The sequence below is a fragment of the Tianweitania populi genome (genome assembly GCF_014652875.1).
GTDB classification, from domain to species: domain Bacteria; phylum Pseudomonadota; class Alphaproteobacteria; order Rhizobiales; family Rhizobiaceae; genus Tianweitania; species Tianweitania populi.
The window spans coordinates 658,624-684,801 of sequence record NZ_BMZQ01000001.1 but is presented as its reverse complement, the minus strand read 5'-3'; the positions used below and the strand labels follow the sequence as shown (position 1 = coordinate 684,801).

Here is a 26,178-nt window from a genome sequence, read left to right as displayed (position 1 = left end):
CCTACGCCAGCGAGTTCCCAAACCTCTGCATTGGATACAGCTTTGGAAATGTTTGGGATCGCTCTTGGAGCGAATGGTGCGGTCGAGAAGACTCGAACTTCCACGCCTTGCGGCACAGCGACCTCAACGCTGCGCGTCTACCAATTCCGCCACGACCGCACGTGGTAGATCCGGTCGTTGACCGGCACCGGGCATCTAGCAAATGGGTTTGGGGGGCACAAGTCCGAAACCGCGGAATAATCGCGTTCGAACACTTTTTCACAAGGATGCAGGTTGGGCGGCGAAGGTCTATATGAAGCGATGCGAAGCGCGGCAATCAGCCCGTGGATCGCTGCCGCTGTCCGTCGTCGAACCAAGTTCCGAGAAGCCCGCCTCCATGTCCACGCGTGATCAACTCGACACCGCCTTCTTGCCGCAGCCGGGTTCAGCCGCAGTGGAATGGCGCGTCGAGCCCGGCTTGACGTCCTACCCTGATGCTCTGGCGGTCATGGAAGAGCGCGCGGCTGCGATCCGGGAGGGACGCTCCGGCGAAATGATCTGGCTGGTTGAGCACCCGCCCCTTTATACCGCTGGTACCAGCGCGGTTTCGACGGACCTTCTCCAGCCCGATCGCTTTCCCGTGTTCGAAGCCGGACGCGGTGGTGAATATACCTATCATGGGCCGGGTCAGCGCGTCGCTTACGTGATGCTCGACCTCAAGCGCCGCCGCGAGGATGTGCGTGCCTTTGTTGCCGCGCTGGAAGCTTGGATCATCGGGACGCTCGACCGGTTCAACATCCGCGGAGAACGCCGCGACGATCGCGTCGGTGTTTGGGTGGTGCGTCCGGATCGGCCGCCGCTCGCGGATGGCTCGCCTGCCGAAGACAAGATCGCGGCGATCGGGATACGGCTACGCCGCTGGGTGAGCTTTCACGGCGTTGCCATCAATGTCGAACCGGAGCTCGGGCACTTCTCCGGCATCGTGCCCTGCGGGATCAGCGGCTATGGCGTGACCAGCCTTGTGGATCTCGGGCTTCCGGTCACGATGGCTGATCTGGATGAAGCCCTGAAGTCGGCCTTCATCGAAGTCTTCGGAAAGGTCGCCCTAGATGGCGCCGATCCAGAAAGCAGCGCCAACGAGGAAGGCGCTGATGGAAACAAGGGAGAACACGTCCTGGAACATCTCGGTCATGGCTTAGCTCCTTGATCTAAGTATGTACCTTGTTTGTTCTACTTTTGTTCAAATTGCAAGTGTTCTTCATCCGTTCCCCCGCTATCCTCCTGACAAGGTGAACGGAGTCTTAGACGAAAGTTAATCAGCTGACTGGGAGGAATGACGAGCGTGAAACTACGCCCGTCAAAGATCGACGATCTTGCCATCCTGCAGCGTGACGCGTCGGTTCATGCGCGCAGCCAGCTCGTGATTGTGCGTAGCAATCAACGCGCAAAGACCGGACTGGCGTACAAGCGCTTCCATCGCATCGAAGACATAGGATGCGGTGACGGGATCGAGGTTGCCGGTCGGCTCATCGGCCAGAAGCACGAGTGGCGCGTTGGCGACGGCACGGGCAATCGCAACGCGCTGTTGTTCGCCACCCGACAGCTCAGCCGGGCGGTGATGAGCGCGCTTGCCGATCTTCATGTAATCCAGCAGTTGTGCAGCGCGGTTCTTCGCTTCCTTGGGTGCAAGGCCCTTGATCAGCTGCGGCATGGCAATGTTCTCCAACGCAGAGAATTCCGGCAGGAGATGGTGGAACTGATAAACGAAGCCAACATCATTGCGGCGGATCGCCGTGCGCTGCTCATCGCTCATCTTGCCGCATTGCCGCCCGGCGAGAACAACCTCGCCTGCATCCGGCCGCTCAAGCAATCCCGCCGTATGCAAGAGAGTCGACTTCCCCGCTCCAGAGGGAGCCACCAGCGCGACCATCTCACCACGATGGAGCACGAACTCCGCACCGTTGAGGATGGTGAGCTTCTTTTCGCCCTGTACGTAATGACGCTCGACGCGCTTGAGCGCGAGTACGACTTCAGCAGCCATTATTCGTACCTCAGGGCCTCGACCGGGTCGAGCCGAGCAGCGCGCCAAGCCGGGAACAGCGTTGCCAGGAAAGACAAAACAAGTGCCATGGCGATCACCGAAACGGTCTCGCGCATGTTCATCTCAGCCGGCAGCTGCGACAGGAAATAAAGCTCGGGGTTGAACAGGGTCGTTCCCGACAGCCAGGAGAAAAAGGCGCGGATTCGCTCCACATTGAGGCAAACCACGACGCCGAGAATGACGCCGGCGATGGTGCCGGTCACGCCGATAGCCGAGCCTGTCATCAGGAAGATGCGCATAACGGCGCCGCGACTGGCACCCATCGTCCGCAGGATCGCAATATCGCGACCCTTATCCTTTACCAGCATGATCAGGCCGGAAATGATGTTCAGCGCCGCCACCAGCACGATCAGCGTCAGAATCATGAACATGACGTTGCGCTCGACTTCAAGTGCCGAGAAGAAGGTCTGGTTGCGCAGCCGCCAATCGGTCAGCACAAGCTGACGCTGTGCGGCATCCTCGATCGGCACTTTCAGTGCATCGACATTGTCGGGATTGTCGACATAGATCTCGATCGTCTGCGCCAAACCTTCGACGTTGAAGTAGAGCTGCGCTTCCGACAGAGGCATGAAGATGATGGACGCATCATATTCCGACATGCCGACCTCGAAGATCGCTTTGATCGGATATGTCTTCTGACGTGCCGTCACGCCGAACGGCGTTACATCACCCTCAGGTGAAATCAGCTGCAGCCCATCACCGAGACTGACGCCTAGGCTCTCCGCCATGCGGGTGCCGATAGCAATGCCCTCGCCCGTGTCGAAGCCCTCCAGAGTGCCCTGCTTGATGTTGCTGGCGACAAGCTGAACCTTTACGAGATCTTCGCCGCGAATGCCACGCACCAGCGCGCCGGTGCCGGCACCCACCTTGCCGGAAGCCAGAACCTGGCCCTCGACCAGAGGCAGCGCATATTTGACGCCGCCGACGCCCTCGATGCGGCGGGCGACCTCTGAATAATCATCCAGCGGGCGGTCGATCGGCTGCATGATGAGGTGACCGTTGACGCCGAGGATGCGGCTCATCAACTCCGTGCGAAAGCCATTCATCACCGCCATGACGATGATCAGCGTCGCAACGCCCAGCATGATGCCGGCAAACGAAAAGGAGGCGATCACCGAGATGAAGGCTTCCTTGCGTCGGGCACGCAGGTAGCGCCAGGCGACCATGCGTTCGAACACCGAAAAGGGTCCGGCACCAGCCGGCAAAGGGTGGGCTGCCGGCGCGGGTTGCTTGCTCAAGCCTTTGTCTCCAGGGACGCTTTCAGTTCAGCAATCTTCTTCACGTCGCGCTCGCCTGTCGCACGGCGCTTTACTTCAACCGTGCCATCAGCCACGCCGCGTGGTCCAACAATGACCTGCAGCGGAATGCCGATGAGATCGGCCGTCGCGAACTTGCCACCCGCACGCTGATCCGTGTCGTCAACAAGCACGTCGAACCCAGCCGCTTCATGGGCAGCTTCCAGCTCGCCGCAAACGCGGTCGCATTCCGGGTCGCCAGCCTTCATGTTAATGATCACGACATCAAACGGCGCAACGCCTTCCGGCCAGATGATGCCGTTCTCGTCGTGGCTGGCTTCGATGATCGCCGCGATCAGGCGCGACGGGCCGATGCCGTAGGAACCCATCGAGACGAAATGATCCTTGCCGTCCGGTCCCTGAACCTTGGCGCCCATCGGCTCTGAATATTTCTGACCGAAGTGGAAAATGTGGCCCACCTCGATGCCACGGGCGGCCAATTGCTCGCCGGCGGGCACGGCATTCCAGGCCTCTTCGTCATGCATTTCGTCGGTCGCGGCATAAGGCGTTGTCCAGTCCTGAACGATACCGGCGATTGCCGTGTCATCCGAGAAGTCCGTGTCGGCGCCGGGGACAGCCATGTCGAGGTAATCCCGGTGGCAGAACACGCCACTTTCGCCGGTGTCCGCCAGGATAATGAACTCGTGGCTGAGATCGCCGCCGATCGGGCCAGTATCGGCCTTCATGGGGATCGCCTTCATGCCGACGCGCGAGAAGGTGCGCAGATAGGCAACGAACATCCGGTAATAGGCGGCCTTCGCGCTCTCGAAATCCATGTCGAAGGAATAAGCGTCCTTCATCAGGAATTCGCGAGAGCGCATGACGCCGAAACGCGGCCGCACCTCGTCGCGATACTTCCATTGGATATGGTAGAGGTTGAGCGGAAGGTCCTTGTACGAACGGACATAGGACCGGAAGATGTCGGTGACCATTTCCTCATTGGTCGGACCGTAGAGCATGTCGCGGTCATGCCGATCCTTGATGCGCAGCATCTCCTTGCCATACGCATCATAACGGCCGCTTTCGCGCCAAAGGTCAGCCGACTGGACCGTCGGCATCATAATTTCCAAAGCGCCGGCACGGTTCTGTTCTTCGCGGATGATGGCGCAGACCTTGTCCAGCACGCGCTTGCCAAGCGGAAGCCAAGTGAAACTGCCCTGCCCTTGCTGGCGGATCATGCCGGCGCGCAGCATCAAGCGATGCGACACGATCTCCGCCTCGCGCGGCGTTTCCTTGAGGATGGGAAGGAAGTAGCGCGACAGACGCATGGTGAAATCCGTGAAATAGGTGCGGCCGGAATCGGCACTTGATGGCTGTAACTCGGCTCGCTTCATAGCCATTTCATGGCAGATTGGAAACCCGAGCAAGGCCCTGCGGTTCAAAGCGGAAAGCTTGAAGCCAGCTGCGCAGTTTTTGTGCAATGCAGCACAAGCTGTAGGCGTTCGTGTAAGATTCTTCGTGACAACTTTATGTCAGACAGTTAAGGTCAGTCGTACAACAGCGGGAATGAAGAAAAACATTTCATTCTCCGAACGCGGTCAAGTCTTGGGAGGATGCGATCTAGGCGCGGTCACTCGCAGCCGCCGGAATACGGAAATGATCGGACGCGTATCTTGGATGCAGGGCTCAATGCCCTGCATTTTTTTTGCCTATCATGATGTCAGAAGGTTAGCGGGCGAGGTTCTGAGGAACCATCAACGGAATATCGTCAAAGCTGTAGCCCAGACCGTGCGTCAGCCAATAAAAGCCGGACACGATGATGGATGCGACGAGCGTCGTGCCAATAATGGCCCTCAACATATGCGGCCCACGCGGCGCACTGGCTGGCGTGCCCAAAGTCACCGCATTATCGTCATCTTGCGTGCGCACGCCAAAGGGCAGTACGGCAAACAGGGTCAGCCACCACACCACGAAGTAGATTGCGACAAACGAGATCCAGCTCATCAGGATCTTCCTTTAAATCTGCTCAAGCTCGACGAGCGTGCCTTGGAAGTCCTTGGGATGCAGGAACAGGACTGGCTTCCCATGAGCACCAGTCTTCGGCTCCCCCTCGCCGAGGATCCGCATGCCTGACGCCTTCAGCTGATCGCGCGCCGCGATAATGTCGGCAACTTCATAGCAAACATGATGCATGCCGCCTGCAGGATTCTTTTGTAGAAATCCGGCGATCGAAGAGTTCTCACCCAAGGGTTCAAGAAGCTCGATCTTCGTATTGCCCACGTCGATGAAGACAACCGTGACGCCGTGCTCAGGGAGAGCCTGAGGATCGGTCACCTTGGCGCCCAGCGTGGTGCGATAGACGGCCGATGCCGCGCCAAGATCCGGCACGGCTATCGCGACATGGTTGAGACGTCCGAGCATCCTGTCCTCCCTTGGCTGGTCCTCAGCGCGTGACGAAGACCGTCACGATCGGTTTCTTGCCCCATACTTCGTTGGCGGAAGAACGGACCGCGCGCCGGACGGCTTCCGAAACCATGTCCAAGTCTTTGCGACGCTGACGTGGGATGCTGTCGAAAGCGCCAATCGCGGCATCGAGCAGAACTTCCTCGAACTCGTCACCACGACCATTGGATTCGGGCAGACCGATCGCCACAAGATCGGGATCACCAGCCAGCTCATAACGATCATCAAGCACGACATTCACAGCCACATGACCGGCGAACGAAAGCTTGCGGCGATCACGCACGCCTGTTGCGACTTCGTCGCCGATCAAGCGACCGTCTTTCAGCACACGGCCGATCGGAACCTGGTCAATGATCTTCGACGGACCGGGCGCCAGACGAACCATGTCACCATTACGGACCTTCGGAACATCGGTGACGCCGCAGTCGCGGGCCAATTGCGCATGGCCCATGAGGTGGGCAGCCTCGCCATGCACGGGGACCGCGATCTGCGGCTTTACCCATTCATACATGCGGCGCAGCTCGCTGCGACGTGGATGCCCGGACACGTGAACCAGCGCATCGCTGTCTTCGACAATCCGAACGCCCTGCTCGATCAACAGGTTCTTGGTTTCGAGGATCGGCTTTTCGTTGCCGGGAATGGTTCGCGACGAGTAGATCACGAGGTCACCCGGCGAGAGCGCGACGTTGCGGAACTCATCACGTGCTAGCTTGGCGAGAGCCGCCCTAGGCTCGCCCTGGCTGCCGGTGCACAGAATCACAACCTTGTCGCGCGGAATGTAGCCATAGTCCTCCTCGGCGATGAAAGGCGGAAGGCCTTCGAGGTAGCCGAGGTCGGATGCAACATCGATGACGCGCTTCAAGGAGCGACCGAGTACCAGAACCTGGCGGTCAGTCGCAAGCGCTGCTTCCGCAACCGACTTGATGCGGCCGACATTGGACGAGAAGGTCGTAATCGCCACGCGACCGGGCGCCTTTTCGATAACACCGCGAATACCCTCGCCTACCGCTTCTTCAGACGGAGACTCACCTTCACGCAGCGCATTGGTCGAATCGCAGATTAGCGCTGCGACGCCCTTCTGACCAAGCTCGCGGAAACGATTCTCGTCGATCAGCGGCGGCAGAGTTGGCGCGGGATCGATCTTCCAGTCGCCGGTATGGATGACGGTGCCAACCGGGGTGGTAATCGCGAGCGAGACTGGCTCGGGAATAGAGTGCGTGACGCCGATTGCCTCGATCGAGAACGGACCGACCTGGAAGGTCGAACCGGCCTTGTAGATCTCCGCCGGGACCTTCAGCGACTTGGCTTCGGCCGCGCGTTTCGCTTCCAGCAGGCCGGCGCTGAACGGCGTCATCCAGACCGGCGCCTTCAAGCGCGGCCAAAGATCAAGCAGTGCACCGTAGTGATCTTCATGCGCATGCGTAATGATAATGCCGCGCAGGTCGTCAAGCCGCTCCTCGATGAAGCGGATATCGGGCAGAACGAGATCGACGCCGGGCAGATCCGGGCCAGGAAAGGTCACGCCGACATCGATCACGATCCATTCGCGCGCATGTGCCGGGCCGTAGCCATAAAGCGCGAAGTTCATGCCGATTTCGCCGACGCCTCCAAGAGGCACAAAGACCAGTTCCGCGTTGTTCTCGTCAGCCAATGTCTATCCTTTATGAAGCGGACGCCGAAGCGACAGCCCCGAAATGTACGTCACCCGCCGCAATTTGCGTCAGGCTGCCGTCGTTCAGACGGATTACGAAGCGGCAATCCTCATCGATCGTCTCGAATGTGCCGCGCAGAACCGCGCCGTCAAGCCGCACAGCCACATCGCCGCCTAGGCCAGCCGCGCGTTCCAGCCAGCGATCGCGGATGGCGGACAAGCCTCGACCCTCGTCCCACAGCGAGACATTGCTCGCCCATGCGCCACTTAATGACGTGAACAGGGTTTCAGCGGACAGATCGGAGCCCAATGCCTGCAGCGATGTTGCGGGATAAGGTAGGTCGCTCGGATGAGCGACGACATTGACGCCGATACCTACCGCGACGGCAAAGCGGCCGTTTGGCAGAAAGGTCGATTCGAGCAGGACGCCGGCCAACTTGGCGCCGTCGGCTAAAACATCGTTCGGCCACTTTAAGGCGAAGCGGCTGCCGTCCTTCGTTCCACCAGCATCAGCAGCGACTGACAGACTGGCGCCGGGTATGGCTGCTTGCAGGGCATCAGATAGCGACAGGCCGGCAACAAAGCCGAGCGTCGCGGCGCGTTTGGGATCATGGCTGCCTACGATCAGGAGCGTCGCGGCTAGATTCCCGACCGGCGTTTCCCAGGCGCGGCCGCGGCGACCACGACCACTCTCCTGCTTGAGTGCGCAGATCCAGAGATTTCCTGCGTCACCATCCGTCGCACGCTCCAGCGCAAGGGCGTTCGTGGACCCGACCGTGTGATGGCCTTCCACGCTATACCCCTGCTTCAATGCCTCCGGCGCGAGTTGAAACACCATCCCTTAGAAGAAGGACTTGGCTGCGGCCTGCGCCATGTTGCCGAGTGGACCGCCGATCAACACGTAAAGCAGCGTAAAGGCAGCCGATACGCCTAGAACTAGACGCAACTCCCCGGCAACCGGCACGAAGCTGCCCACAGGCTCATCGAACCACATGATCTTGATGAGGCGCAGGTAGTAATAGGCACCTACCACCGAAGCCAGAACGCCGATCACCGATAGAGCGTAAAGACCCGAGTTGATGGCCGCCAGGAAGACGTACCACTTGGCCCAAAAGCCGGCGAGCGGCGGGATACCGGCCAAGGAGAACATCATGATGGTGAGCACCAGCGCCATCAGCGGGTGGGTGGTCGACAGGCCTGCCAGATCGTCGATATTCTCGACATTGCCTTGCTTGCGGCGCATCGCCAGGATGACGGCGAAGGTGCCGAGGGTCATGGCGAGGTAGATCGTCATGTAGAGCACGACGCCGCGGACACCCGTCTCGGAATTTGCAGCCAGACCGACAAGCGCGAAGCCCATGTGGCCGATCGAGGAATAGGCCATGAGGCGCTTGATGTTGCGCTGGCCGATGGCTGCGAACGAGCCGAGCAGCATGGAGGCAATCGAGATGAAGACGATGATCTGCTGCCAATCCGGCGCTATCGGAGCGAAGGCTTCCATTGTCACTCGAACGGTCAGCGCCATTGCGGCCATTTTCGGGCCTGCTGCCATGAAGGCTGTGATCGGCGTCGGCGCGCCTTCATAGACGTCCGGCGTCCACATATGGAACGGCACGGCGGAAATTTTGAACGCGAGACCGGCGAGAACGAAGACCAGGCCGAAGACCAGGCCAAGCTGGCGCTCAGAACCGGTTAGAGCTGCGGCGATCTCATTGAAGCCGGTGTGGCCGGTGTAACCGTAGACCAGCGAAATGCCGTAAAGCAGCATGCCGGAGGAAAGCGCACCCAGCACGAAGTACTTCAGGCCGGCTTCCGTGGAACGCAGGCTGTCGCGGTTGAAAGCGGCCAGAACATAGATCGCCAGGGATTGCAGCTCGAGGCCGAGATAAAGGCCAAGCATGTCGTTGGCGGTGATCATCAGCATCATGCCGAGCGTGCACAACACGATCAGCACGGGGAATTCGAACTTGTCGAAGCGCTCGTCCTTGGCAAAGCCAACCGACATGAACAGCGTCACCGCCGAACCGATCAGTGCCAGGCTCTTCATGAAGCGACTGAACGCGTCCTGAACGATGGCACCGCCGAAGGCAACGCCATCACGCCCGAAGAACCACATCCACAGCAGTGCAGCTACCAGAACGGCGACGCTCAGACCGGTCACGAGCCGATTGGCTCGCCGTTCTCCGCTGAATACCCCGATCATCAGCAGCAGCACCCCGCCACCGGCGAGGATCAGTTCCGGGCCAAGCAGCGAAAGGCTTGTGGAAAGAGCCGTAGTCATTGCTGCGGACGTCCTTACTTCGCGAGCGAGGCGGTATCAGCCGCGCCCGTCGCCTGGGAAATATGAGAGATCAACGCATCCACCGAAGCCGTCGTCACGTCGAAGACCGGAGCCGGATATACGCCGAAGAAGATGGTGAGCACCACCAAAGGATAGATCACGGCCTTTTCGCGCGTCGACAGGTCCAGCATCGACTTCAGGCTTTCCTTGGTCAAAGCGCCGAAGATGATGCGGCGATAGAGCCAGAGCGCGTAAGCGGCCGAGAGGATGACGCCGCTTGCCGCGAAGAAGGCAACCCAGGTGTTGGCGCGGAAGGCACCCATCATGGTCAGGAACTCACCGACGAAGCCGCTGGTGCCCGGCAGGCCCACATTGCCCATGGTGAAGATCAGGAACACGACGGCATAGTTCGGCATGTTGTGAACCAGACCGCCATAGGCCGAGATTTCGCGGGTATGCAGACGGTCGTAAACCACGCCTACGCACAGGAAGAGCGCGCCCGAGACGAGGCCGTGAGACAGCATCTGGAAGATCGCGCCCTGCACACCCTCGGCGTTCATTGCGAAGATGCCCATCGTCACAAAGCCCATGTGAGCCACCGACGAATAAGCGATCAGCTTCTTCATGTCCTCCTGCATCAAAGCGACCAGCGAGGTGTAGATGATCGCTACGACCGAGAGCGTGAAGACGAACGGCGCGAAGTAGTCGGACGCGTCCGGGAACATCGGCAAGGAGAAGCGCAGAAAGCCATAGCCGCCCATCTTCAGCAGGATGCCTGCCAGCAGCACGGATCCGGCAGTTGGCGCTTCGACGTGCGCATCTGGCAACCAGGTATGAACCGGCCACATCGGCATCTTCACTGCGAAAGACGCGAAGAAGGCAATCCATAGCCAATACTGCATGCTCTCGGGGAAGTCATGCGTCATCAGCGTCGGGATGTCCGTCGTGCCCGCCTGCCAGAACATGGCCATCACGGCCAGCAGCATCAGCACCGAGCCGAGCAGCGTATACAGGAAGAACTTGAAGCTCGCATAGACGCGGCGCTTGCCGCCCCAAACACCGATGATGATGAACATCGGGATCAGGCTTGCTTCGAAGAACACGTAGAACAACACGATATCGAGCGCGCAGAACACGCCGATGACCATCGTTTCCAGGATCAGAAACGCGATCATGTATTCCTTGACGCGCTTCTCCACCGACACCCAACTGGCTGCAATGCAGAGGGGCATCAGGAAGGTCGTCAGGATCACGAACAGCATGGAAATGCCGTCGATGCCCATGTGGTAGGAAATGCCGGAGTCCAGCCAGTCCGTCTTTTCCACCATCTGGAAGCCGGCTTGGCTGTTGTCGAAGCCGATCCAGATCAGAAGCGACAGGACGAAGGTGAACACCGTCGTCAGCAGGGCGACGTTGCGGATGTTGCGTCGTGCGCTCGCACCGTCGTCACGGATCAGGAAGATCAGGAACGCGCCAACGAGCGGGAGGAACGTGACCGTCGAAAGGATTGGCCAGTCAGTCATTAGAAGCTGTTCCCCAGCATCATCCAGGTGACCAGCGCGGCGATGCCGATCAGCATTACAAAGGCATAGTGATAGAGGTAGCCGGTCTGCAGACGCACCACGCCGCGGGTGACATCGGTGACCCGTGCAGCAATGCCATCCGGTCCAAGACCATCAATGACGCGGCCATCACCCTGCTTCCACAGGAAGCGACCGATCCGCATGGCCGGGCGCACGAACAGGAAATCGTAGAGCTCGTCGAAGTACCACTTGTTGAGCAGGAACTGGTACAGACCATGATGCTGAGCAGCCAAGCGCTTCGGCGTTTCCGGCGAGCGGATGTAGAACTGGTAGGCCAGCAGGAAGCCGACGATCATCGCAATGAACGGCGACAGCTTCACCCACAGCGGCACATGGTGGAAGTGCTCGAGGATCTCGTTTTCAGGCAGGGTGAACAAAGCGCCCTTCCAGAATTCATTATACTCGTGGCCAACGAAGTAGCCTTCGAACAGCACACCGGCGAGCAAGGCACCAACAGCCAGGATGAATAGTGGCACGAGCATGACTGGCGGCGATTCATGCACATGGTGCATCACATCGGCCGAAGCGCGCGGCTTGCCGTGGAAGGTCATGAAAATCAAACGCCAGGAATAGAAGCTGGTGAACACAGCTGCGATAACCAGCATGATAAAGGCATAGCCCGTCACCGGATTATGGGCGGCGAACGAACCTTCGATGATCGCGTCCTTCGAGAAGAAGCCGGCCGTACCGATCATCGTGGTCGGGATGCCGACGCCAGTAAGCGCGATCGTGCCGATCACCATCATCCAGTAGGTGGTCGGGATCAGCTTACGCAGGCCGCCCATTCGGCGCATGTCTTGCTCGTCCGACACGGCGTGGATCACCGAGCCCGAACCCAGGAACAACAGCGCCTTGAAGAAGGCATGCGTGAAGAGGTGGAAGACGGCAGCACCATAAAAGCCAGTGCCGAGAGCCACGAACATGTAGCCGAGCTGCGAGCAAGTCGAGTAAGCGATCACGCGCTTGATGTCGTTTTGGACCAAGCCGACCGTCGCGGCAAAGATTGCCGTGGTCGCGCCAATGAAAGTCACGACGGTCAGGGCTGTCGCGCTGTGTTCGAAGATCGGCGACAAGCGCGCCAGCATGAACACGCCGGCGGTCACCATCGTCGCGGCATGAATCAGTGCCGACACAGGCGTCGGTCCTTCCATGGCGTCCGGCAGCCAGGTGTGCAGCGGCACCTGCGCGGACTTACCCATCGCGCCCATGAAGAGCAGCAAGCAGACGATCGTCAGCGCGGCCTGATTGTTCAGCGCGTAACCGAGGAAGGTCAAAGCGACCTGCCCTTCCGGTGCAGCACCTTCAGCAGGGATGAACGTCGCGGCATTGGCGAAGATCGTGTCGAAGTTCACCGAACCGAACAGAACGAACACGCCGAAGATACCGAGTGCGAAACCAAAGTCGCCGACGCGGTTGACGATGAAGGCCTTCATGGCTGCAGCACTGGCGGAAGGCTTCTTATACCAGAAGCCGATCAGCAGGTACGATGCCAAGCCGACGCCTTCCCAGCCAAAGAACATCTGGATCAGATTGTCCGACGTTACCAGCATCAGCATGGCGAAGGTGAAGAGCGACAAATAGGCGAAGAAGCGTGGCCGATGCGGATCGTGGTGCATGTAGCCGATCGAATAGATGTGCACCAAAGCGGAAACGGTGTTCACCACGATCAGCATGACGGCGGTCAGCGTGTCGATGCGCAGCGCCCAGGACACGTCGATGCCGCCCGCCTGGATGAAGCGCAGCACCGGAACAGTGAAGGCTTCGACATGGCCAAGTGCAACCGTGAAGAAGGCAATCCACGACAACACAGCCGACACGACCAGGAAGCCGGACGTGACGTACTCAGACGCCTTCGCACCGATGGACCGACCGAAAAGGCCGGCAATCAGAAAGCCGAGGAGTGGGAGAAAAACAATGGCCTGATACATGGCGCTGCCGTCAGCCCCTCATCGCATTAACGTCTTCAACCGCGATGGAGCCGCGATTGCGATAGAAGACCACAAGGATCGCAAGACCGATGGCCGCTTCAGCCGCCGCCACCGTCAGGACGAACAGCGCGAACACCTGGCCCACCAGATCGCCCAGCACACTCGAAAAGGCGACGAAGTTCAGGTTGACGGCAAGCAGGATCAGCTCGACCGACATCAGGATGACGATGATGTTCTTGCGGTTCAAAAAGATGCCGAACACGCCCAGCGTGAACAGAACGGCTGAAACGGTCAGGAAGTGGGAAATGCCTACTTGCATGATCAGATACCCTTACCCGTCTCGACCTTCTTGATCTCAATCGCGGTTGCCGGCGTGCGCGCCACCTGAGCCGCGACCGACTGGCGGCGCACATTCGGCTTGTGGCGCAGCGTGAGAACAATCGCGCCGATCATCGCAACCAGCAGGATCAAGCCGGCGATTTGGAAGTAGTGGACGTAGTGCGTGTAAAGGATGTCACCCAATGCGGCCGTGTTGCTGCGTACAGCCAGATCCGGCGTCGGCATCGTGGCGTTCGCGGCCAGTTCGGGCGCGAAGGCGTAACCACCCGCAACGACGATCAACTCTGCCGCCAGCACAATCCCGACCAGTGCACCGATCGGCGCATATTGCAGAGATCCGCTCTTCAGCGCTGCGAAGTCGACATCGAGCATCATCACGACGAACAGGAAGAGCACCGCCACTGCGCCGACATAAACGACCAGCAGAATCATCGCCAGGAACTCGGCGCCCGTCAGAAGGAAGAGGCCGGCCGCGTTGAAGAAGGTGAGGATCAGGAAAAGAACCGAATGAACGGGATTCTTCGCCGCGATCACCATGAAGGCAGACGCCACGGCGACGAACGCGAAAAGATAGAAAAAGGCCGCCTCTATACCGGTCAGCATGGGTATCCTCGGTTCTCGGCGCCGTGTTCTTGAAACACGACTTGCAGGCAACCTACCCCCTCGGGCGGATGCCAACTCCTCTTAATTTGCGTTCCGCGAAAGGGAAAGAAACAATCGCGGTTTGGCTATTCCAGGCTGTGAAGACGCGACCTGCGTCTTCACTCGATATCAGCGATACGGCGCGTCCAGCTGGATGTTGCGCGCAAGCTCGCGCTCCCAGCGGTCGCCGTTCGCCAGCAGCTTGTCCTTGTCGTAGTAAAGCTCTTCGCGGGTTTCGGTGGCGAACTCAAAGTTCGGGCCTTCCACGATAGCATCCACCGGGCAGGCTTCCTGGCAGAAACCGCAATAGATGCACTTCACCATGTCGATGTCGTAGCGCACGGTGCGGCGCGTGCCATCGTTGCGGCGCGGGCCGGCCTCGATCGTAATGGCCTGCGCCGGGCAAATCGCTTCGCACAGCTTGCAGGCAATGCAGCGTTCTTCGCCGTTTGGATAACGACGCAGAGCATGCTCGCCACGGAAGCGCGGGCTGACAGGCCCTTTTTCGTGCGGGTAGTTGATCGTGTGCTTGGGTGCAAAGAACTGCCGCATCGAAAGGCCGAATGCCTTTACGAATTCGATCAACAGCAGAGACTTTGCGGCCTGGGCCAAGGCGGACATCATCAGTCTCCAAACAAGGCAGGCGCAACGAACCAGCCCGCAACAGGAAGAACAATCAATTGGATCAAGGCACTTACGTGCAATGCCTTGCGTGTTTCATCCAGATCGACGCGACGGCTGAGGGCAAAGCTGAACGCGGCAAAACCGACCGCGATCATAAGGCCTACCAGAGCGCCGATCATCGGCAGCGACATCACGCAAGCCCCGTGATCTTGAGGAAGGCCGCCGTAATCACGACCATTGCCAGTGAAATTGGCAGGAAGATCTTCCAACCAAGGCGCATCAGCTGGTCATAGCGATAGCGAGGAACGAAGGCCTTCACCATAGCGAACATGAAGAAGACAAAGCAGAGCTTCAGCACGAACCAGATCACACCCGGCACCCAGGTAAAGGGCGCGAAGTCGAAGGGCGGCAGCCATCCACCAAGGAAGAGGATGGTGGTGAGCGCGCACATCAAAACGATGGCGACATACTCGCCCAGGAAGAACAGCAGGAACGGCGTTGACGAATATTCGATCATGTGACCGGCGACGAGTTCCGACTCAGCCTCAACGAGATCGAAGGGCGGCCGGTTCGTTTCGGCCAGTGCCGAGATGAAGAAGATGATGAACATCGGGAACAGCGCCAACCAGTTCCAGTCAAGGAACGTGTTTGGCAGTCCCAGCATCGTGCCGAGCCCGGTATGCTGCGACAGAACTATGTCCGTCAGGTTCAGCGAACCGACAGTCAGAAGAACGGTGACGATCACGAAGCCGATCGAGACTTCGTAAGACACCATCTGTGCTGCAGAACGCAACGCGCCGAGGAATGGGTACTTTGAGTTTGACGCCCAGCCGCCCATGATCACGCCGTAGACTTCGAGCGAGGTGATCGCGAAGATATAGAGCACGCCGACATTGATGCTGGCGACAGCCCAACCCTCATTGACCGGGATCACGGCCCAGGCCGCAATCGCAAGGACGGCAGATACCATAGGGGCAAGGAGGAACACCGCCTTGTTGGCGCCGGACGGGATAACCGGCTCCTTGAAGACGAACTTCAACAGGTCGGCGAATGCTTGAAGCGTACCCCAGGGGCCGACGACGTTCGGTCCGCGGCGCAGCTGAACGGCAGCCCAGATCTTGCGGTCGGCATAAAGCAGGTAAGCGACGCCGACGAGCAGGATCACCACCAGAACCAGCGACTGGATCAGGATGAGAAGCGGCGGCCAGACATAGACCCAGAAGAAGGAAGTTTCCATCGCCATCTCTTATTCCGCTGCCTGCTGGAAGCCGCTCTGCGCAAGCGAAGAGCATTCGGCCATAACAGCAGAGGCACGGGCAATCGGGTTGGTGAGGTAGAAGTCCTTCACCGGAGAATCGAAAGCGCCACGCTCGAACGAACCACCCAGCTCGGCCAAGGCCGCGAGGCCCGCCGGATCAGCTGGTACGATCTCATCGACTTCCGCGAAGTGCGGGAACTCGGCCACGAGCTTGGCGCGGAGCTGAGCCAGAGAGTCAAACGGCAGCTTCTTGCCGAGTACGTCGGACAGAGCGCGCAGGATGGCCCAGTCTTCCTTGGCCTCGCCCGGCGCAAAGCCGGCGCGATTGGCCAGTTGCACACGGCCTTCGGTGTTTACGAACAGGCCGGACTTTTCGGTATAGGTCGCACCCGGAAGGATCACGTCGGCACGATGCGCACCGGCATCGCCATGGCTGCCTATATAAACGGAGAAGGTCTCAGCACCGATCTGGTTCATGTCCAACTCGTCGGCGCCGAGCAGGAAGAGCACGTCAAGCGCACCCATCATCTGGGCAACCGACTTGCCGTTAGCACCCGGCACAAAGCCGATATCAAGACCGCCGACGCGCGATGCCGCCGTGTGGAGCACCGCAAAACCGTTCCAGCCTTCGGCAACCGCGCCGACCGACTGAGCGAGCTTCGCCGCAGCCGACAGGACGGCTGCACCATCGGCACGCGCCAAAGCGCCCTGCCCCACGATGATCAGCGGACGCTCGGCCTTGTTGAGCACGTCGAGGAAATCAAGCTTGCCGTCCGACAGCTGGGTCAGCGTGTCGGTTCCGGCACCGAGCATCTCGTAGTCGTAACGCAGATCGCCCATGTCGCCGATAACGCCGATCGGCATCCCCTTCTGGCGCCAGGTCTTACGAATGCGGGCATTCAGCACCGATGCTTCGAAGCGCGGATTGGAGCCGATGATCAGAACGGCGTCGGCCTGTTCAATGCCGTCGATGGTCGGGTTGAAGATGTAGCTCGCACGGCCATGCTTGGGATCAAGCGCAGCACCATCCTGCCGACAATCAATGTTGGTTGAGCCGAGCGAACCCATCAGGCTCTTCAGCGCGTACATCTCCTCGACCGTAGCCAAGTCGCCAGCAATCGCACCAATGCGCTCACCCGCCTTACCTGCTACCGCCGTCTTCACGACCGCGAAGGCTTCGGCCCAGCTTGCTGGCTGCAAGCGGCCGCCGCGGCGGATGTATGGACGGTCGAGACGCTGCGTGCGCAGGCCATCCCATACGAAGCGCGTCTTGTCGGAGATCCACTCCTCATTCACTTCGTCGTTGACGCGTGGCATGATGCGCATGACTTCGCGGCCGCGCGTATCAACGCGGATGGCGGAACCGACGGCATCCATGACGTCGATCGACTCGGTCTTCGACAGTTCCCACGGACGCGCCTGGAAGGCGTAGGGACGGGACGTCAGTGCGCCGACCGGGCAAAGATCGATGACATTGCCCTGCAGTTCGGACGTCATCGCTTGTTCGAGGTAGGTCGTGATCTCGGCATCTTCGCCGCGGCCAATCAGACCCAGTTCGGAAATGCCGGCAACTTCAGTGGTGAAGCGGACGCAGCGCGTGCAGTGGATGCAGCGCGTCATGATCGTCTTCACGAGCGGGCCGATATACTTGTCTTCAACCGCGCGCTTGTTCTCGCCATAACGCGAAGCATCGACGCCGAAGGCCATGGCCTGGTCCTGCAGATCGCACTCGCCGCCCTGATCGCAGATCGGGCAATCCAGCGGGTGGTTGATGAGCAGGAACTCCATCACGCCTTCGCGGGCCTTCTTGACCATCGGCGTGTTGGTGAACATTTCCGGCAGCTCGCCATTCGGCCCCGGGCGCAGATCCTTGACGCCCATTGCGCAGGAGGCCTGCGGCTTGGGCGGTCCGCCCTTCACCTCGACCAGGCACATGCGGCAGTTTCCGGCGATCGACAACCGCTCATGGAAACAGAAACGCGGCACCTCGGCGCCCGCCTCCTCCGCTGCCTGAAGCAGCGTATAGTGGTCGGGTACCTCTATTTCTTTCCCGTCGACCTTGAGCTTCGCCATGATCTGCCAATTCCTTTGGATCGTGGACGAGGTGCCCGCCGATCCATCCTACCTAGTTACCTGCCGCAAGCCGCGAGGCTTGTGCGATCCAGTTGTCCCGACCGATACGGTCTTCAATGCCGAGGCTTTGTTCAAGGCCGGCAACGTCATCATCATTCAATGCCGCGACATCTGCATAAGTCGCAATGCCGCGTTTGTTGAGCACCTGCTCCATCTTCGGACCAATGCCGCTGATCTTCTTCAGATCATCGGGCATCTTCGGTGCTGTGACAGCAGTTTCGTGGGATGCAGGCTTAGCAGCGGCATCTGGTTCAGCAACCTGAGCCGGCTTCTGCGCCTGTTCCATCAAGCGCGCAACCGAGCCCATCCAAAGGCCCATCGCCTGCGTCATCATGCTCACGCCGAGCATCGAAGCAGCGGTCATGCTCGCGGCCGACTTCGCGGCGAGGTCTAGGACCTCTCCGGAAGACTGGCCGAACATGGCGCCTTGCTTCGTCATACCGCCCTACTCTGCAGCGACCAGCACCGGCTGAACGCGGTGCGCATTGTAGGAGAATTCGTCGATGCGGCGCTCGATTTCTGGACGGAAGTTGCGGATCAGACCCTGGATCGGCCAAGCGGCAGCGTCGCCAAGGGCGCAGATCGTATGGCCTTCCACCTGCTTGGTCACGTCGAGCAGCATGTCGATCTCGCGCTTCTGCGCTTCGCCGCGCACGAGACGTTCCATCACGCGCCACATCCAGCCGGTACCCTCACGGCACGGCGTACACTGACCACAGCTCTCATGCTTGAAGAAGTAGGACAGGCGCGCGATCGCCTTCACGATATCGGTCGACTTGTCCATGACGATTACGGCTGCCGTGCCGAAGGACGACTTGCGCTCGCGCAGACCGTCGAAGTCCATCGGGCAATCGATGATGTCTTCCGCCTTCACCACCGGGCAGGACGCGCCGCCGGGAATAACGGCCAGCAGATTGTCCCAGCCACCGCGAATGCCGCCGCCGTGCTTTTCCACGAGTTCACGGAAGGAGATGCCCATCTCTTCTTCGACCGTGCAGGGCGTGTTGACGTGCCCAACCAGCATGAACAGCTTCGTGCCGACATTGTTCGGCCGACCGATGGACGAGAACCAGCCCGCACCACGACGAAGGATCGTCGGCGCAACCGCGATCGACTCGACATTGTTGACGGTCGTCGGGCAGCCATACAGGCCCATGTTGGCCGGAAACGGCGGCTTCAGGCGCGGCTGGCCCTTCTTGCCTTCCAGGCTTTCGAGCAAAGCCGTTTCCTCGCCGCAGATATAGGCACCTGCGCCGTGGTGAACGTAGATCTCAAAATCGTGCCCGTTCTTGTTGTTCTTGCCGATGAAGCCCATTTCGTAGGCTTCGTCGATCGCGCGCTGCAGCGCTTCGCGCTCACGAATGAACTCGCCGCGCACATAGATGTAGGCGGCGGTCGCGCCCATGGCGAAGCCGGCGATCAGGCAGCCTTCCACCAGGGTATGCGGATCATGGCGCAGGATCTCACGATCCTTGCAGGTTCCTGGCTCAGACTCGTCGGCATTGACCACGAGGTAGGATGGACGCCCTTCCGTGTTCTTCGGCATGAAGGACCACTTCAGGCCTGTCGGAAAGCCGGCGCCGCCGCGACCGCGCAGGCCGGACGCCTTCATCTCGTTGATGATCCAGTCGCGACCTTTCGCGATGATCTCATCCGTTCCGTCCCACAATCCACGCGCCATGGCGCCCTGGATGGACTGGTCGAAACGGCCATAGATATTGGTGAAGATGCGGTCTTTATCTGCGAGCATCAGCTTGCCTCACCGTCTTTACCACCCGATTTGCCTGCAGCGTCAGCATCCGGATTACCGGCCTGATCCTTACCGGCACTTGTTACACTTGCGTCTGAAGCGGCTTCGCCCTTGGCGTCTGCGCCTACCGGCTCGCCCTTGTGCAATTCGGGAGCCTTGAGCCCCTGATCGCCGTCCTTGTCAGCGCCGCTCTGGCGCTGCTTGGCTTCCCCTTCAACCGAAGGCTCAGCCTTGTTGGCTTCAGCGGCATTGCCGACTGGTGCCTTGACGCTCTCTGCGCTTTCAGCAGCGGGGCTCGCCTTTTCAGGCGATGGCGACTTGATCGCCGGGTTGGTTTCAGGAGCATCCGTCTTCGGACGTGCAGCCTGCGATGGAGGCGTCGCCGTCTCGCCGGTGGCCGTTGCAGCGTCGGCCGACCAAGCCTGCTTGCGCTTCTCGCGCCATTCGCGGGCATTGTCCTGGATCGCCTGCTCGTCGGTCAACGAGGTGAACCCGGAAGCCGGTGCGGAATAGAAGCGATCCGTCTGCGGACCGGGCTGTGGCGGAGTGCCGGCCTCGAACGCGTCGATGATCTCAGCCAGACGCTCCGACGTCAGGTCTTCGTAAGTGTCCTTGAACACCATGACCATGGGCGCGTTGACGCAAGCACCGAGGCACTCAACCTCTTCCCAGGACAGCGTTCCGCTTTCATTGGTGTGGAACTGGTCGTGGTGGATCTTGGAGCGGCAGACGTCCATCAGTTCGCCCGCGCCGCGCACCATGCAGGGTGTCGTGCCGCAAACCTGAACGTGGGCCTTCGTGCCAACCGGCTTCAGCTGATACTGCGTGTAGAAGGTCGCCACTTCGAGAACGCGGATATAGGGCATGCCCAGCATATCCGCGATCGTCTCGATGGCGGCTTTCGAAACCCAGCCTTCCTGTTCCTGCGCGCGCATGAGCAGCGGGATCACGGCAGACTGCTGCCGGCCCTCCGGGTATTTTGCGATAGCGAGGTCAGCCCAAGCAGCATTTTCCGCGCTGAAGGCGAAGCTGGCTGGCTGAACGGTGGGCTCTGCAAGGCGACGAACGGACATTTTAGCGGTCGACCTCACCAAACACGATATCGAGCGAACCGAGCACGGCGCTCACGTCGGCCAGAAGATGGCCCCTGCACATGAAATCCATTGCCGAAAGATGCGCGAAACCCGGCGCGCGCAACTTGCAGCGATACGGCTTGTTGGTGCCGTCCGACACAAGATAAACGCCGAATTCGCCCTTCGGCGCTTCAACGGCGGCATAGACCTCGCCGGCGGGCACCTTGTAGCCTTCGGTGTAAAGCTTGAAGTGATGGATCAACGCTTCCATCGAGCGCTTCATCGCAGCACGCTTAGGCGGCACGACCTTGCCATCGATGTTCGATACCGGTCCGACCCGCTCGGCGCCAAGAAGACGATCAATGCACTGACGCATGATGCGCGCCGACTGGCGCATCTCTTCCATACGGATGAGATAGCGGTCGAAGTTGTCGCCGTTCTTGCCGATCGGAATGTCGAATTCCATCTCGGAATAGCACTCGTAGGGCTGCGCCTTGCGCAGATCCCAGGCCGCACCCGAGCCGCGCACCATCACACCCGAGAAGCCGCGTTCCCAAGCCTCGTCGAGGCTCACAATGCCGATATCGACATTGCGCTGCTTGAAGATGCGGTTGCCCGTCATCAGGCTATCAAGATCGTCCAGCGTCTTCAGGAAAGGATCGAGCCACTTGCCCATATCCTCGATGATCTGATCAGGAATATCCTGATGCACGCCACCCGGGCGGAAATAGGCTGCGTGCATACGCGAGCCCGAGATACGCTCGTAGAAGGTGTTCATCTTCTCGCGCTCGACGAAGCCCCACAGCGGCGGGGTCAAGGCGCCGATATCGAGCGCCTGCGTCGTGACGTTGAGGATGTGCGACATGCAGCGGCTGAGTTCGCAGCAAAGAACGCGGATCAGCTGACCGCGCTTCGGAACTTCAATGCCCAGCAGACGCTCTACAGCCAGAGCAAAGGCGTGCTCCTGGCTCATCGGAGCGCAGTAATCCAGCCGGTCGAAATACGGTACGGCCTGCAGATAGGTCTTGGCTTCGATCAGCTTTTCGGTGCCGCGATGCAGCAGGCCGATATGCGGATCGACGCGATCCACCACTTCGCCATCGAGCTCCAGCACAAGGCGCAAAACGCCGTGAGCCGCCGGATGCTGCGGGCCGAAGTTGATGTTGAAATTGCGAACGGATGTTTCGGGCATTCTAGCGCCTTAATTCGCCTTCGACTTTTCGTCGCCGGGCAGCACGTAATCAGTACCTTCCCACGGAGACAGGAAGTCGAAGTTGCGGAATTCCTGCTTCAGATCGACCGGCTCGTAAACCACCCGCTTAACCTCGTCGTCGTAGCGAACTTCGACGAAGCCTGTCAGCGGGAAGTCCTTGCGCAGCGGGTGCCCTTCGAAACCGTAATCGGTAAGGATGCGGCGCAGATCCGGGTGACCGGAGAAGAGGATGCCGTAGAGGTCGTAGGTCTCGCGCTCATACCAGTCCGCGCCCGGAAAAACGCTGATGATGGATGGTACTGGTGTATCCTCATCCGTCAGAACCTTGACGCGAATGCGCTGGTTCTGGCGTGGCGACAGGAAGTGGTAGACGACATCGAAGCGCTGCGGCCGCGCGGGATAATCGGCTCCGCAAACATCCAGGATCGAAATGAACTGGCACTGAGCATCGCGCTTCAGGAAGGTCACGACTTCCACGATAGCCGAAGCCGAAACCGTGATCGTCAGTTCGCCATAAACGACAACGGCGTTTTCCAGCCGGTTGCCGAGCTTTTCGCCGAGATAGGCAGCAAGATCGTTGAGAGCTTCGCTCATGGCCTCACCGCTCGATCGTGCCGGTACGGCGGATCTTCTTCTGCAGAAGAAGGATGCCGTACAGGAGTGCTTCCGCGGTGGGCGGGCAGCCAGGCACATAGATATCCACCGGCACGATGCGATCACAGCCGCGCACGACGGAATAGGAATAGTGGTAATAGCCGCCGCCGTTGGCGCAGGAGCCCATCGAGATGACGTAGCGCGGCTCCGGCATCTGGTCGTAGACCTTGCGCAAAGCGGGCGCCATCTTGTTGGTCAGCGTACCGGATACGATCATGATATCCGACTGGCGCGGTGATGCGCGGGGTGCAACGCCGAAGCGCTCGCTGTCATAGCGCGGCATGGAGGTGTGGATCATCTCCACGGCACAGCAGGCCAGACCGAAGGTCATGAACATCAGCGAGCCCGAACGGGCCCATGTGATCAGCGCTTCGGACGAGGTAAGGATGAACCCTTTATCCGCGAGTTCATCATTGATCTCGCCGAAGAAAGGATCATTCGCACCCACCGGCTTGCCGGTGTTCGGATCGATGATGCCGCGCGGCTGCGGCGCTACGAGCGTTCCCTGAGGGGTCACGGAGATCGGGCTCAATCCCATTCGAGCGCTCCCTTCTTCCATTCATAGATGAAGCCGAGGGTCAGCACGCCAAGGAACACCATCATCGACCAGAACCCGAACATGCCGATCTGGCCGAAGGACACCGCCCAAGGGAACAGGAACGCGACTTCGAGATCGAAGATGATGAAAAGAATAGCGACCAGGTAGAAGCGGACGTCGAACTTCATGCGTGCATCGTCGAACGCATTGAAGCCGCACTCGTAAGCCGACAATTTCTCGGGATCGGGATTGCGGTAAGCAACCAGAAAGGGAGCGACCGTGAGCGCGACGCCAACCAATATGGAGACACCGAGGAAAATCACGACCGGCAGATAGGAACTCAGTAGGGTGTCCATATACAGACCTTGGCTAGCCCAACGCTTCTTATCTATGGCGCAGCAGCTTCAAGACAAAGCGGATGCGACACAATGGATTGAGCGGCGGCATTGCTGCAACGCGGCGTGACTATCCCTTCCGCAGCCTGCTTGCAAGCCAATTAGGCGCGACGTGGCGTCATTGTGGCAAGGAACCTGCCATAACCTATGTCAATGTTAATCATAAGCTTTTCAAAGGATCGTGGCGCATGCCAGCCACAAGGCTGCCAGGATGCTCGAAAGATTTCCCCAAATTCCACCAACCTGCCCTGCGCCACGCCAAACACATAGGAAGATGAAGAGGTTATAAGGAAGAGGCAGGAGAAACACCGCGAAGCCGATCCATGCTGACGCGCCTGATCCCAGCACGATCAAGGACGCGACGGTGGTGACCACGTTCAGCAGCGTACCGAGAATCAGCATGTCGCGGATGATGAGCACGCGCAGAGGAATTGCGCCCTCCCATCGTTGCAAGACATGGCGCTTCAAACGACGCATCGACTCGGAGCTCTTGGCATGACGCTTCTGCCGTTAACGACGAATCGTCGAGCTGTCGCCTTTAATCCCCGTCAGAGGCAGGCGGCGGGAAACGGTTGGCGCAAGGAAAGAACACCATTTTCTTCGAAGCGTGCCGGTATTAGGTTGTTGTTGCTGGCGAGGCTAATCCGCATAGCCAAGATTGCGCTGATGTCATCATGTCAAGGATGTGCCTATGCCGCCTCTTTCCCTCAATCGCCGCTCCTTTCTTGCTGGTACATCCTTCCTCCTGGCCTCGACCGCAATGCCGACCATCAGCTTTGCCCAGGAGGCTAAGCAAGGTGGTCGTTTGATCGTTGCAGCTGACTCGGAGCCGCGCAACCTGAACCCGGCGATCGTTGCCTCGAACGGTGTCTTCTTCATCGCTTCCAAGGTGATAGAGCCGTTGGCGGAAGCGTCGTTCGAAGGCAGGGACGGGCTTGCTCCGCGTTTGGCAACCTCCTGGGAGGGGTCGGATGACGGATTGAGCGTGACGTTCAAGCTGCGCGAGGGCGTGAAGTGGCATGATGGCCTCCCCTTCACCTCAGCGGATGTCGCATTTTCCGCCCTGCAGGTCTGGAAGCCGCTGCAAAACCTCGGCCGCACGATCTTCAAGGATCTTGAGTCGGTGGAGACACCGGACGCGACAACCGCAATCCTTAAGTTCGCCAAGCCGACACCGTTCCAGCTCATCCGCAATGCGCTGCCGGTGGTTTCCAGCGTGGTGCCCAAGCACATCTATGAAACCGGCGACATCGCAAACAATCCGGCCAACGTGCAGCTGATCGGCACCGGCCCGTTCAAGTTCGCGGAGTACAAGCCGGGCGAGTATTATCGACTGGCTCGAAACGACGATTATTGGGGCGAGAACGCGCCGCATCTCGACGAGATCATCTATCGCGTACTTCCCGATCGTGGCGCGGCGGCCAGTGCTCTGGAAGCCGAGGAGATCCAGCTGGCTGCCTTCTCGATGGTGCCGCTTGCCGATCTCGACCGCATCAGCAAGGTCGAAGGCATCGAGGTGATTTCCAAGGGCTATGAAGCGCTGACCTATCAGCTGGTGGTAGAAATCAACCATCGCCGCAAAGAGCTTGCCGATGTGAAGGTGCGGCAAGCCATTGCGCATGCGATCGATCGCGACTTCGTGGTCAAGACGATCTTCCTCGGCTATGCGGAAGCCGCTACCGGGCCTGTGCCTAAGAACGATCCTCAGTTCTATACGGCTGATGTTCCGACCTATGCGTTTGACGTCGCTAAAGCCAATGCGCTGCTGGATGAAGCCGGTTACGCTAAGGGCGCTGATGGTACGCGCTTTAGCCTGAAGCTGCTGCCGGCGCCTTACTTCAACGAGACGCGTCAGTTCGGTGATTACCTGCGTCAGGCCCTGGCTGCAGTCGGTATCAAAGCCGAGCTGGTCAACAACGATGCCGCTGCGCATCAGAAGGCGGTTTATACCGACCACGCCTTCGATCTAGCGATCGCGCCACCAGTGTTCCGCGGTGATCCGGCCATTTCGACAACGATCCTGGTGCAAAGCGGCATTCCGGACGGCGTGCCTTTTTCCAACCAGGGTGGCTACAAGAATGCCGAGCTTGATGCGCTGATCGACAAGGCGGCGAGCGAGTTGGATGAAGCCAAGCGTACCGCGCTCTACAAGGACTTCCAGAAGCTTGTTGCAACGGACCTGCCGCTCATCAATGTGGCGGAATGGGGCTTCATCACGGTGTCGCGTTCCAGCGTCAAGAACGTGTCCAACAATCCCCGTTGGGCCGTATCGAACTGGGCCGATACCTGGGTCGAAGCGTGACATCGGTTTGCTCTGTTCGGGACAGCGCCCGTTGAA

Annotated in this window: 26 protein-coding genes and 1 tRNA gene; 2 read left to right on the top strand and 25 right to left on the bottom strand. The window is 59.7% G+C overall.

Features of this window, described 5'->3' with window-relative positions; translation table 11 throughout:
• Positions 1 to 74: 74 nt before the first annotated feature.
• Positions 75 to 159: transfer RNA gene (locus tag IE166_RS03395), tRNA-Leu, on the bottom strand.
• A 217-nt stretch (positions 160 to 376) separates the two neighbouring features.
• Between IE166_RS03395 and lipB the strand changes: the two genes are divergently transcribed.
• Complete coding sequence (gene lipB / locus IE166_RS03390) at positions 377 to 1,186, top strand: lipoyl(octanoyl) transferase LipB (protein WP_189501605.1); 810 nt, start codon at positions 377 to 379, stop codon at positions 1,184 to 1,186.
• A 150-nt stretch (positions 1,187 to 1,336) separates the two neighbouring features.
• Here lipB and IE166_RS03385 read toward each other — a convergent pair whose 3' ends face one another.
• The 24 genes from IE166_RS03385 to IE166_RS03270 all read right to left on the bottom strand — a co-directional run bounded on the left by IE166_RS03385 (position 1,337) and on the right by IE166_RS03270 (position 24,317).
• The gene (locus tag IE166_RS03385) at positions 1,337 to 2,020 is read right to left on the bottom strand and encodes an ABC transporter ATP-binding protein (RefSeq protein ID WP_189501602.1); all 684 of its coding nucleotides are present in this window, start codon (positions 2,018 to 2,020) and stop codon (positions 1,337 to 1,339) included.
• Positions 2,020 to 3,246, bottom strand: coding sequence for a lipoprotein-releasing ABC transporter permease subunit (locus tag IE166_RS03380; protein WP_189503217.1), 1,227 nt, complete (start codon positions 3,244 to 3,246; stop codon positions 2,020 to 2,022). Before IE166_RS03380 ends, IE166_RS03385 begins: the two co-directional genes overlap by 1 nt.
• 68 nt (positions 3,247 to 3,314) lie before the next feature.
• Positions 3,315 to 4,643, bottom strand: a complete 1,329-nt coding sequence (gene proS / locus IE166_RS03375; RefSeq protein ID WP_189503216.1) for a proline--tRNA ligase — start codon at positions 4,641 to 4,643, stop codon at positions 3,315 to 3,317.
• A gap of 400 nt (positions 4,644 to 5,043) precedes the next feature.
• Positions 5,044 to 5,319, bottom strand: coding sequence for a DUF1467 family protein (locus tag IE166_RS03370; RefSeq protein WP_189501600.1), 276 nt, complete (start codon positions 5,317 to 5,319; stop codon positions 5,044 to 5,046).
• 12 nt (positions 5,320 to 5,331) lie between these two features.
• Positions 5,332 to 5,736, bottom strand: a complete 405-nt coding sequence (mce, locus tag IE166_RS03365; RefSeq protein ID WP_189501599.1) for a methylmalonyl-CoA epimerase — start codon at positions 5,734 to 5,736, stop codon at positions 5,332 to 5,334.
• 22 nt (positions 5,737 to 5,758) lie between these two features.
• On the bottom strand, positions 5,759 to 7,429 hold the full coding sequence (locus IE166_RS03360) for a ribonuclease J (RefSeq protein ID WP_189501597.1): 1,671 nt from the start codon (positions 7,427 to 7,429) through the stop codon (positions 5,759 to 5,761).
• A 10-nt stretch (positions 7,430 to 7,439) separates the two neighbouring features.
• Entirely contained in the window at positions 7,440 to 8,267 is an 828-nt protein-coding gene (locus IE166_RS03355; protein ID WP_189501595.1) for a biotin--[acetyl-CoA-carboxylase] ligase, read from the bottom strand.
• 3 nt (positions 8,268 to 8,270) lie between these two features.
• Positions 8,271 to 9,710: an NADH-quinone oxidoreductase subunit NuoN gene (gene nuoN / locus IE166_RS03350; RefSeq protein WP_189501593.1), complete on the bottom strand. Its 1,440-nt coding sequence runs from the start codon at positions 9,708 to 9,710 to the stop codon at positions 8,271 to 8,273.
• 14 nt (positions 9,711 to 9,724) lie between these two features.
• Positions 9,725 to 11,233, bottom strand: a complete 1,509-nt coding sequence (locus IE166_RS03345) for an NADH-quinone oxidoreductase subunit M (protein ID WP_189501592.1) — start codon at positions 11,231 to 11,233, stop codon at positions 9,725 to 9,727.
• The gene (gene nuoL / locus IE166_RS03340) at positions 11,233 to 13,221 is read right to left on the bottom strand and encodes an NADH-quinone oxidoreductase subunit L (RefSeq protein WP_189501590.1); all 1,989 of its coding nucleotides are present in this window, start codon (positions 13,219 to 13,221) and stop codon (positions 11,233 to 11,235) included. The genes IE166_RS03345 and nuoL overlap by 1 nt, the downstream gene beginning before the upstream one ends.
• A 10-nt stretch (positions 13,222 to 13,231) precedes the next feature.
• Positions 13,232 to 13,540, bottom strand: coding sequence for an NADH-quinone oxidoreductase subunit NuoK (gene nuoK, locus IE166_RS03335; protein ID WP_189501589.1), 309 nt, complete (start codon positions 13,538 to 13,540; stop codon positions 13,232 to 13,234).
• Between the two features lie 2 nt (positions 13,541 to 13,542).
• On the bottom strand, positions 13,543 to 14,163 hold the full coding sequence (locus IE166_RS03330) for an NADH-quinone oxidoreductase subunit J (protein WP_189501588.1): 621 nt from the start codon (positions 14,161 to 14,163) through the stop codon (positions 13,543 to 13,545).
• Between the two features lie 168 nt (positions 14,164 to 14,331).
• The gene (gene nuoI / locus IE166_RS03325; RefSeq protein WP_189501587.1) at positions 14,332 to 14,823 is read right to left on the bottom strand and encodes an NADH-quinone oxidoreductase subunit NuoI; all 492 of its coding nucleotides are present in this window, start codon (positions 14,821 to 14,823) and stop codon (positions 14,332 to 14,334) included.
• A 2-nt stretch (positions 14,824 to 14,825) separates the two neighbouring features.
• Positions 14,826 to 15,017: a hypothetical protein gene (locus tag IE166_RS03320; RefSeq protein ID WP_189501586.1), complete on the bottom strand. Its 192-nt coding sequence runs from the start codon at positions 15,015 to 15,017 to the stop codon at positions 14,826 to 14,828.
• On the bottom strand, positions 15,017 to 16,063 hold the full coding sequence (gene nuoH, locus IE166_RS03315; RefSeq protein ID WP_189503215.1) for an NADH-quinone oxidoreductase subunit NuoH: 1,047 nt from the start codon (positions 16,061 to 16,063) through the stop codon (positions 15,017 to 15,019). Before nuoH ends, IE166_RS03320 begins: the two co-directional genes overlap by 1 nt.
• 9 nt (positions 16,064 to 16,072) lie before the next feature.
• On the bottom strand, positions 16,073 to 18,157 hold the full coding sequence (gene nuoG, locus IE166_RS03310; RefSeq protein WP_189501585.1) for an NADH-quinone oxidoreductase subunit NuoG: 2,085 nt from the start codon (positions 18,155 to 18,157) through the stop codon (positions 16,073 to 16,075).
• Between the two features lie 52 nt (positions 18,158 to 18,209).
• Positions 18,210 to 18,656: a helix-hairpin-helix domain-containing protein gene (locus tag IE166_RS03305; RefSeq protein ID WP_189501584.1), complete on the bottom strand. Its 447-nt coding sequence runs from the start codon at positions 18,654 to 18,656 to the stop codon at positions 18,210 to 18,212.
• A gap of 6 nt (positions 18,657 to 18,662) precedes the next feature.
• Positions 18,663 to 19,967 carry an NADH-quinone oxidoreductase subunit NuoF gene (nuoF, locus tag IE166_RS03300; protein WP_189501583.1) on the bottom strand — a complete coding sequence of 435 codons (1,305 nt, stop codon included), beginning with the start codon at positions 19,965 to 19,967 and terminating at the stop codon, positions 18,663 to 18,665.
• The gene (gene nuoE / locus IE166_RS03295; RefSeq protein ID WP_189501582.1) at positions 19,967 to 21,040 is read right to left on the bottom strand and encodes an NADH-quinone oxidoreductase subunit NuoE; all 1,074 of its coding nucleotides are present in this window, start codon (positions 21,038 to 21,040) and stop codon (positions 19,967 to 19,969) included. Before nuoE ends, nuoF begins: the two co-directional genes overlap by 1 nt.
• A 1-nt stretch (position 21,041) precedes the next feature.
• Positions 21,042 to 22,232 (bottom strand): NADH-quinone oxidoreductase subunit D, encoded by a 1,191-nt coding sequence (locus IE166_RS03290; RefSeq protein WP_189501581.1) that lies wholly within the window; start codon positions 22,230 to 22,232, stop codon positions 21,042 to 21,044.
• Between the two features lie 9 nt (positions 22,233 to 22,241).
• Positions 22,242 to 22,847: an NADH-quinone oxidoreductase subunit C gene (locus IE166_RS03285; protein WP_189501580.1), complete on the bottom strand. Its 606-nt coding sequence runs from the start codon at positions 22,845 to 22,847 to the stop codon at positions 22,242 to 22,244.
• Between the two features lie 4 nt (positions 22,848 to 22,851).
• Entirely contained in the window at positions 22,852 to 23,445 is a 594-nt protein-coding gene (locus IE166_RS03280; RefSeq protein WP_189501579.1) for a NuoB/complex I 20 kDa subunit family protein, read from the bottom strand.
• Positions 23,436 to 23,801: an NADH-quinone oxidoreductase subunit A gene (locus IE166_RS03275; RefSeq protein WP_189501578.1), complete on the bottom strand. Its 366-nt coding sequence runs from the start codon at positions 23,799 to 23,801 to the stop codon at positions 23,436 to 23,438. Before IE166_RS03275 ends, IE166_RS03280 begins: the two co-directional genes overlap by 10 nt.
• A 210-nt stretch (positions 23,802 to 24,011) precedes the next feature.
• A complete protein-coding gene (locus IE166_RS03270) occupies positions 24,012 to 24,317 on the bottom strand; it encodes a hypothetical protein (RefSeq protein WP_189501577.1) in 306 nt (101 codons plus the stop codon).
• A 214-nt stretch (positions 24,318 to 24,531) separates the two neighbouring features.
• Here IE166_RS03270 and IE166_RS03265 point away from each other — a divergent pair, with 214 nt between their 5' ends.
• The gene (locus IE166_RS03265) at positions 24,532 to 26,142 is read left to right on the top strand and encodes an ABC transporter substrate-binding protein (protein WP_189501576.1); all 1,611 of its coding nucleotides are present in this window, start codon (positions 24,532 to 24,534) and stop codon (positions 26,140 to 26,142) included.
• Positions 26,143 to 26,178: the final 36 nt, after the last annotated feature.

Excerpts from the sequence above, each read along its gene's own strand:
- nuoH (WP_189503215.1), bottom strand. The coding sequence starts at position 16,063 with ATGGAAACTTCCTTCTTCTGGGTCTATGTCTGGCCGCCGCTTCTCATC.
- IE166_RS03330 (WP_189501588.1), bottom strand. The coding sequence starts at position 14,163 with ATGCTGACCGGTATAGAGGCGGCCTTTTTCTATCTTTTCGCGTTCGTC.
- nuoF (WP_189501583.1), bottom strand. The coding sequence starts at position 19,967 with ATGCTCGCAGATAAAGACCGCATCTTCACCAATATCTATGGCCGTTTC.
- IE166_RS03305 (WP_189501584.1), bottom strand. The coding sequence starts at position 18,656 with ATGACGAAGCAAGGCGCCATGTTCGGCCAGTCTTCCGGAGAGGTCCTA.
- IE166_RS03275 (WP_189501578.1), bottom strand. The coding sequence starts at position 23,801 with ATGGACACCCTACTGAGTTCCTATCTGCCGGTCGTGATTTTCCTCGGT.
- IE166_RS03355 (WP_189501595.1), bottom strand. The coding sequence starts at position 8,267 with ATGGTGTTTCAACTCGCGCCGGAGGCATTGAAGCAGGGGTATAGCGTG.
- IE166_RS03285 (WP_189501580.1), bottom strand. The coding sequence starts at position 22,847 with ATGAGCGAAGCTCTCAACGATCTTGCTGCCTATCTCGGCGAAAAGCTC.
- nuoG (WP_189501585.1), bottom strand. The coding sequence starts at position 18,157 with ATGGCGAAGCTCAAGGTCGACGGGAAAGAAATAGAGGTACCCGACCAC.
- IE166_RS03270 (WP_189501577.1), bottom strand. The coding sequence starts at position 24,317 with ATGCGTCGTTTGAAGCGCCATGTCTTGCAACGATGGGAGGGCGCAATT.
- IE166_RS03380 (WP_189503217.1), bottom strand. The coding sequence starts at position 3,246 with ATGGTCGCCTGGCGCTACCTGCGTGCCCGACGCAAGGAAGCCTTCATC.
- IE166_RS03280 (WP_189501579.1), bottom strand. The coding sequence starts at position 23,445 with ATGGGATTGAGCCCGATCTCCGTGACCCCTCAGGGAACGCTCGTAGCG.
- lipB (WP_189501605.1), top strand. The coding sequence starts at position 377 with ATGTCCACGCGTGATCAACTCGACACCGCCTTCTTGCCGCAGCCGGGT.
- nuoL (WP_189501590.1), bottom strand. The coding sequence starts at position 13,221 with ATGTATCAGGCCATTGTTTTTCTCCCACTCCTCGGCTTTCTGATTGCC.
- nuoK (WP_189501589.1), bottom strand. The coding sequence starts at position 13,540 with ATGCAAGTAGGCATTTCCCACTTCCTGACCGTTTCAGCCGTTCTGTTC.
- IE166_RS03345 (WP_189501592.1), bottom strand. The coding sequence starts at position 11,233 with ATGACTGACTGGCCAATCCTTTCGACGGTCACGTTCCTCCCGCTCGTT.
- IE166_RS03370 (WP_189501600.1), bottom strand. The coding sequence starts at position 5,319 with ATGAGCTGGATCTCGTTTGTCGCAATCTACTTCGTGGTGTGGTGGCTG.
- IE166_RS03290 (WP_189501581.1), bottom strand. The coding sequence starts at position 22,232 with ATGCCCGAAACATCCGTTCGCAATTTCAACATCAACTTCGGCCCGCAG.
- IE166_RS03265 (WP_189501576.1), top strand. The coding sequence starts at position 24,532 with ATGCCGCCTCTTTCCCTCAATCGCCGCTCCTTTCTTGCTGGTACATCC.
- nuoN (WP_189501593.1), bottom strand. The coding sequence starts at position 9,710 with ATGACTACGGCTCTTTCCACAAGCCTTTCGCTGCTTGGCCCGGAACTG.
- proS (WP_189503216.1), bottom strand. The coding sequence starts at position 4,643 with ATGCGTCTGTCGCGCTACTTCCTTCCCATCCTCAAGGAAACGCCGCGC.
- mce (WP_189501599.1), bottom strand. The coding sequence starts at position 5,736 with ATGCTCGGACGTCTCAACCATGTCGCGATAGCCGTGCCGGATCTTGGC.
- nuoE (WP_189501582.1), bottom strand. The coding sequence starts at position 21,040 with ATGTCCGTTCGTCGCCTTGCAGAGCCCACCGTTCAGCCAGCCAGCTTC.
- IE166_RS03385 (WP_189501602.1), bottom strand. The coding sequence starts at position 2,020 with ATGGCTGCTGAAGTCGTACTCGCGCTCAAGCGCGTCGAGCGTCATTAC.
- nuoI (WP_189501587.1), bottom strand. The coding sequence starts at position 14,823 with ATGTCCGCCTTGGCCCAGGCCGCAAAGTCTCTGCTGTTGATCGAATTC.
- IE166_RS03320 (WP_189501586.1), bottom strand. The coding sequence starts at position 15,017 with ATGTCGCTGCCGATGATCGGCGCTCTGGTAGGCCTTATGATCGCGGTC.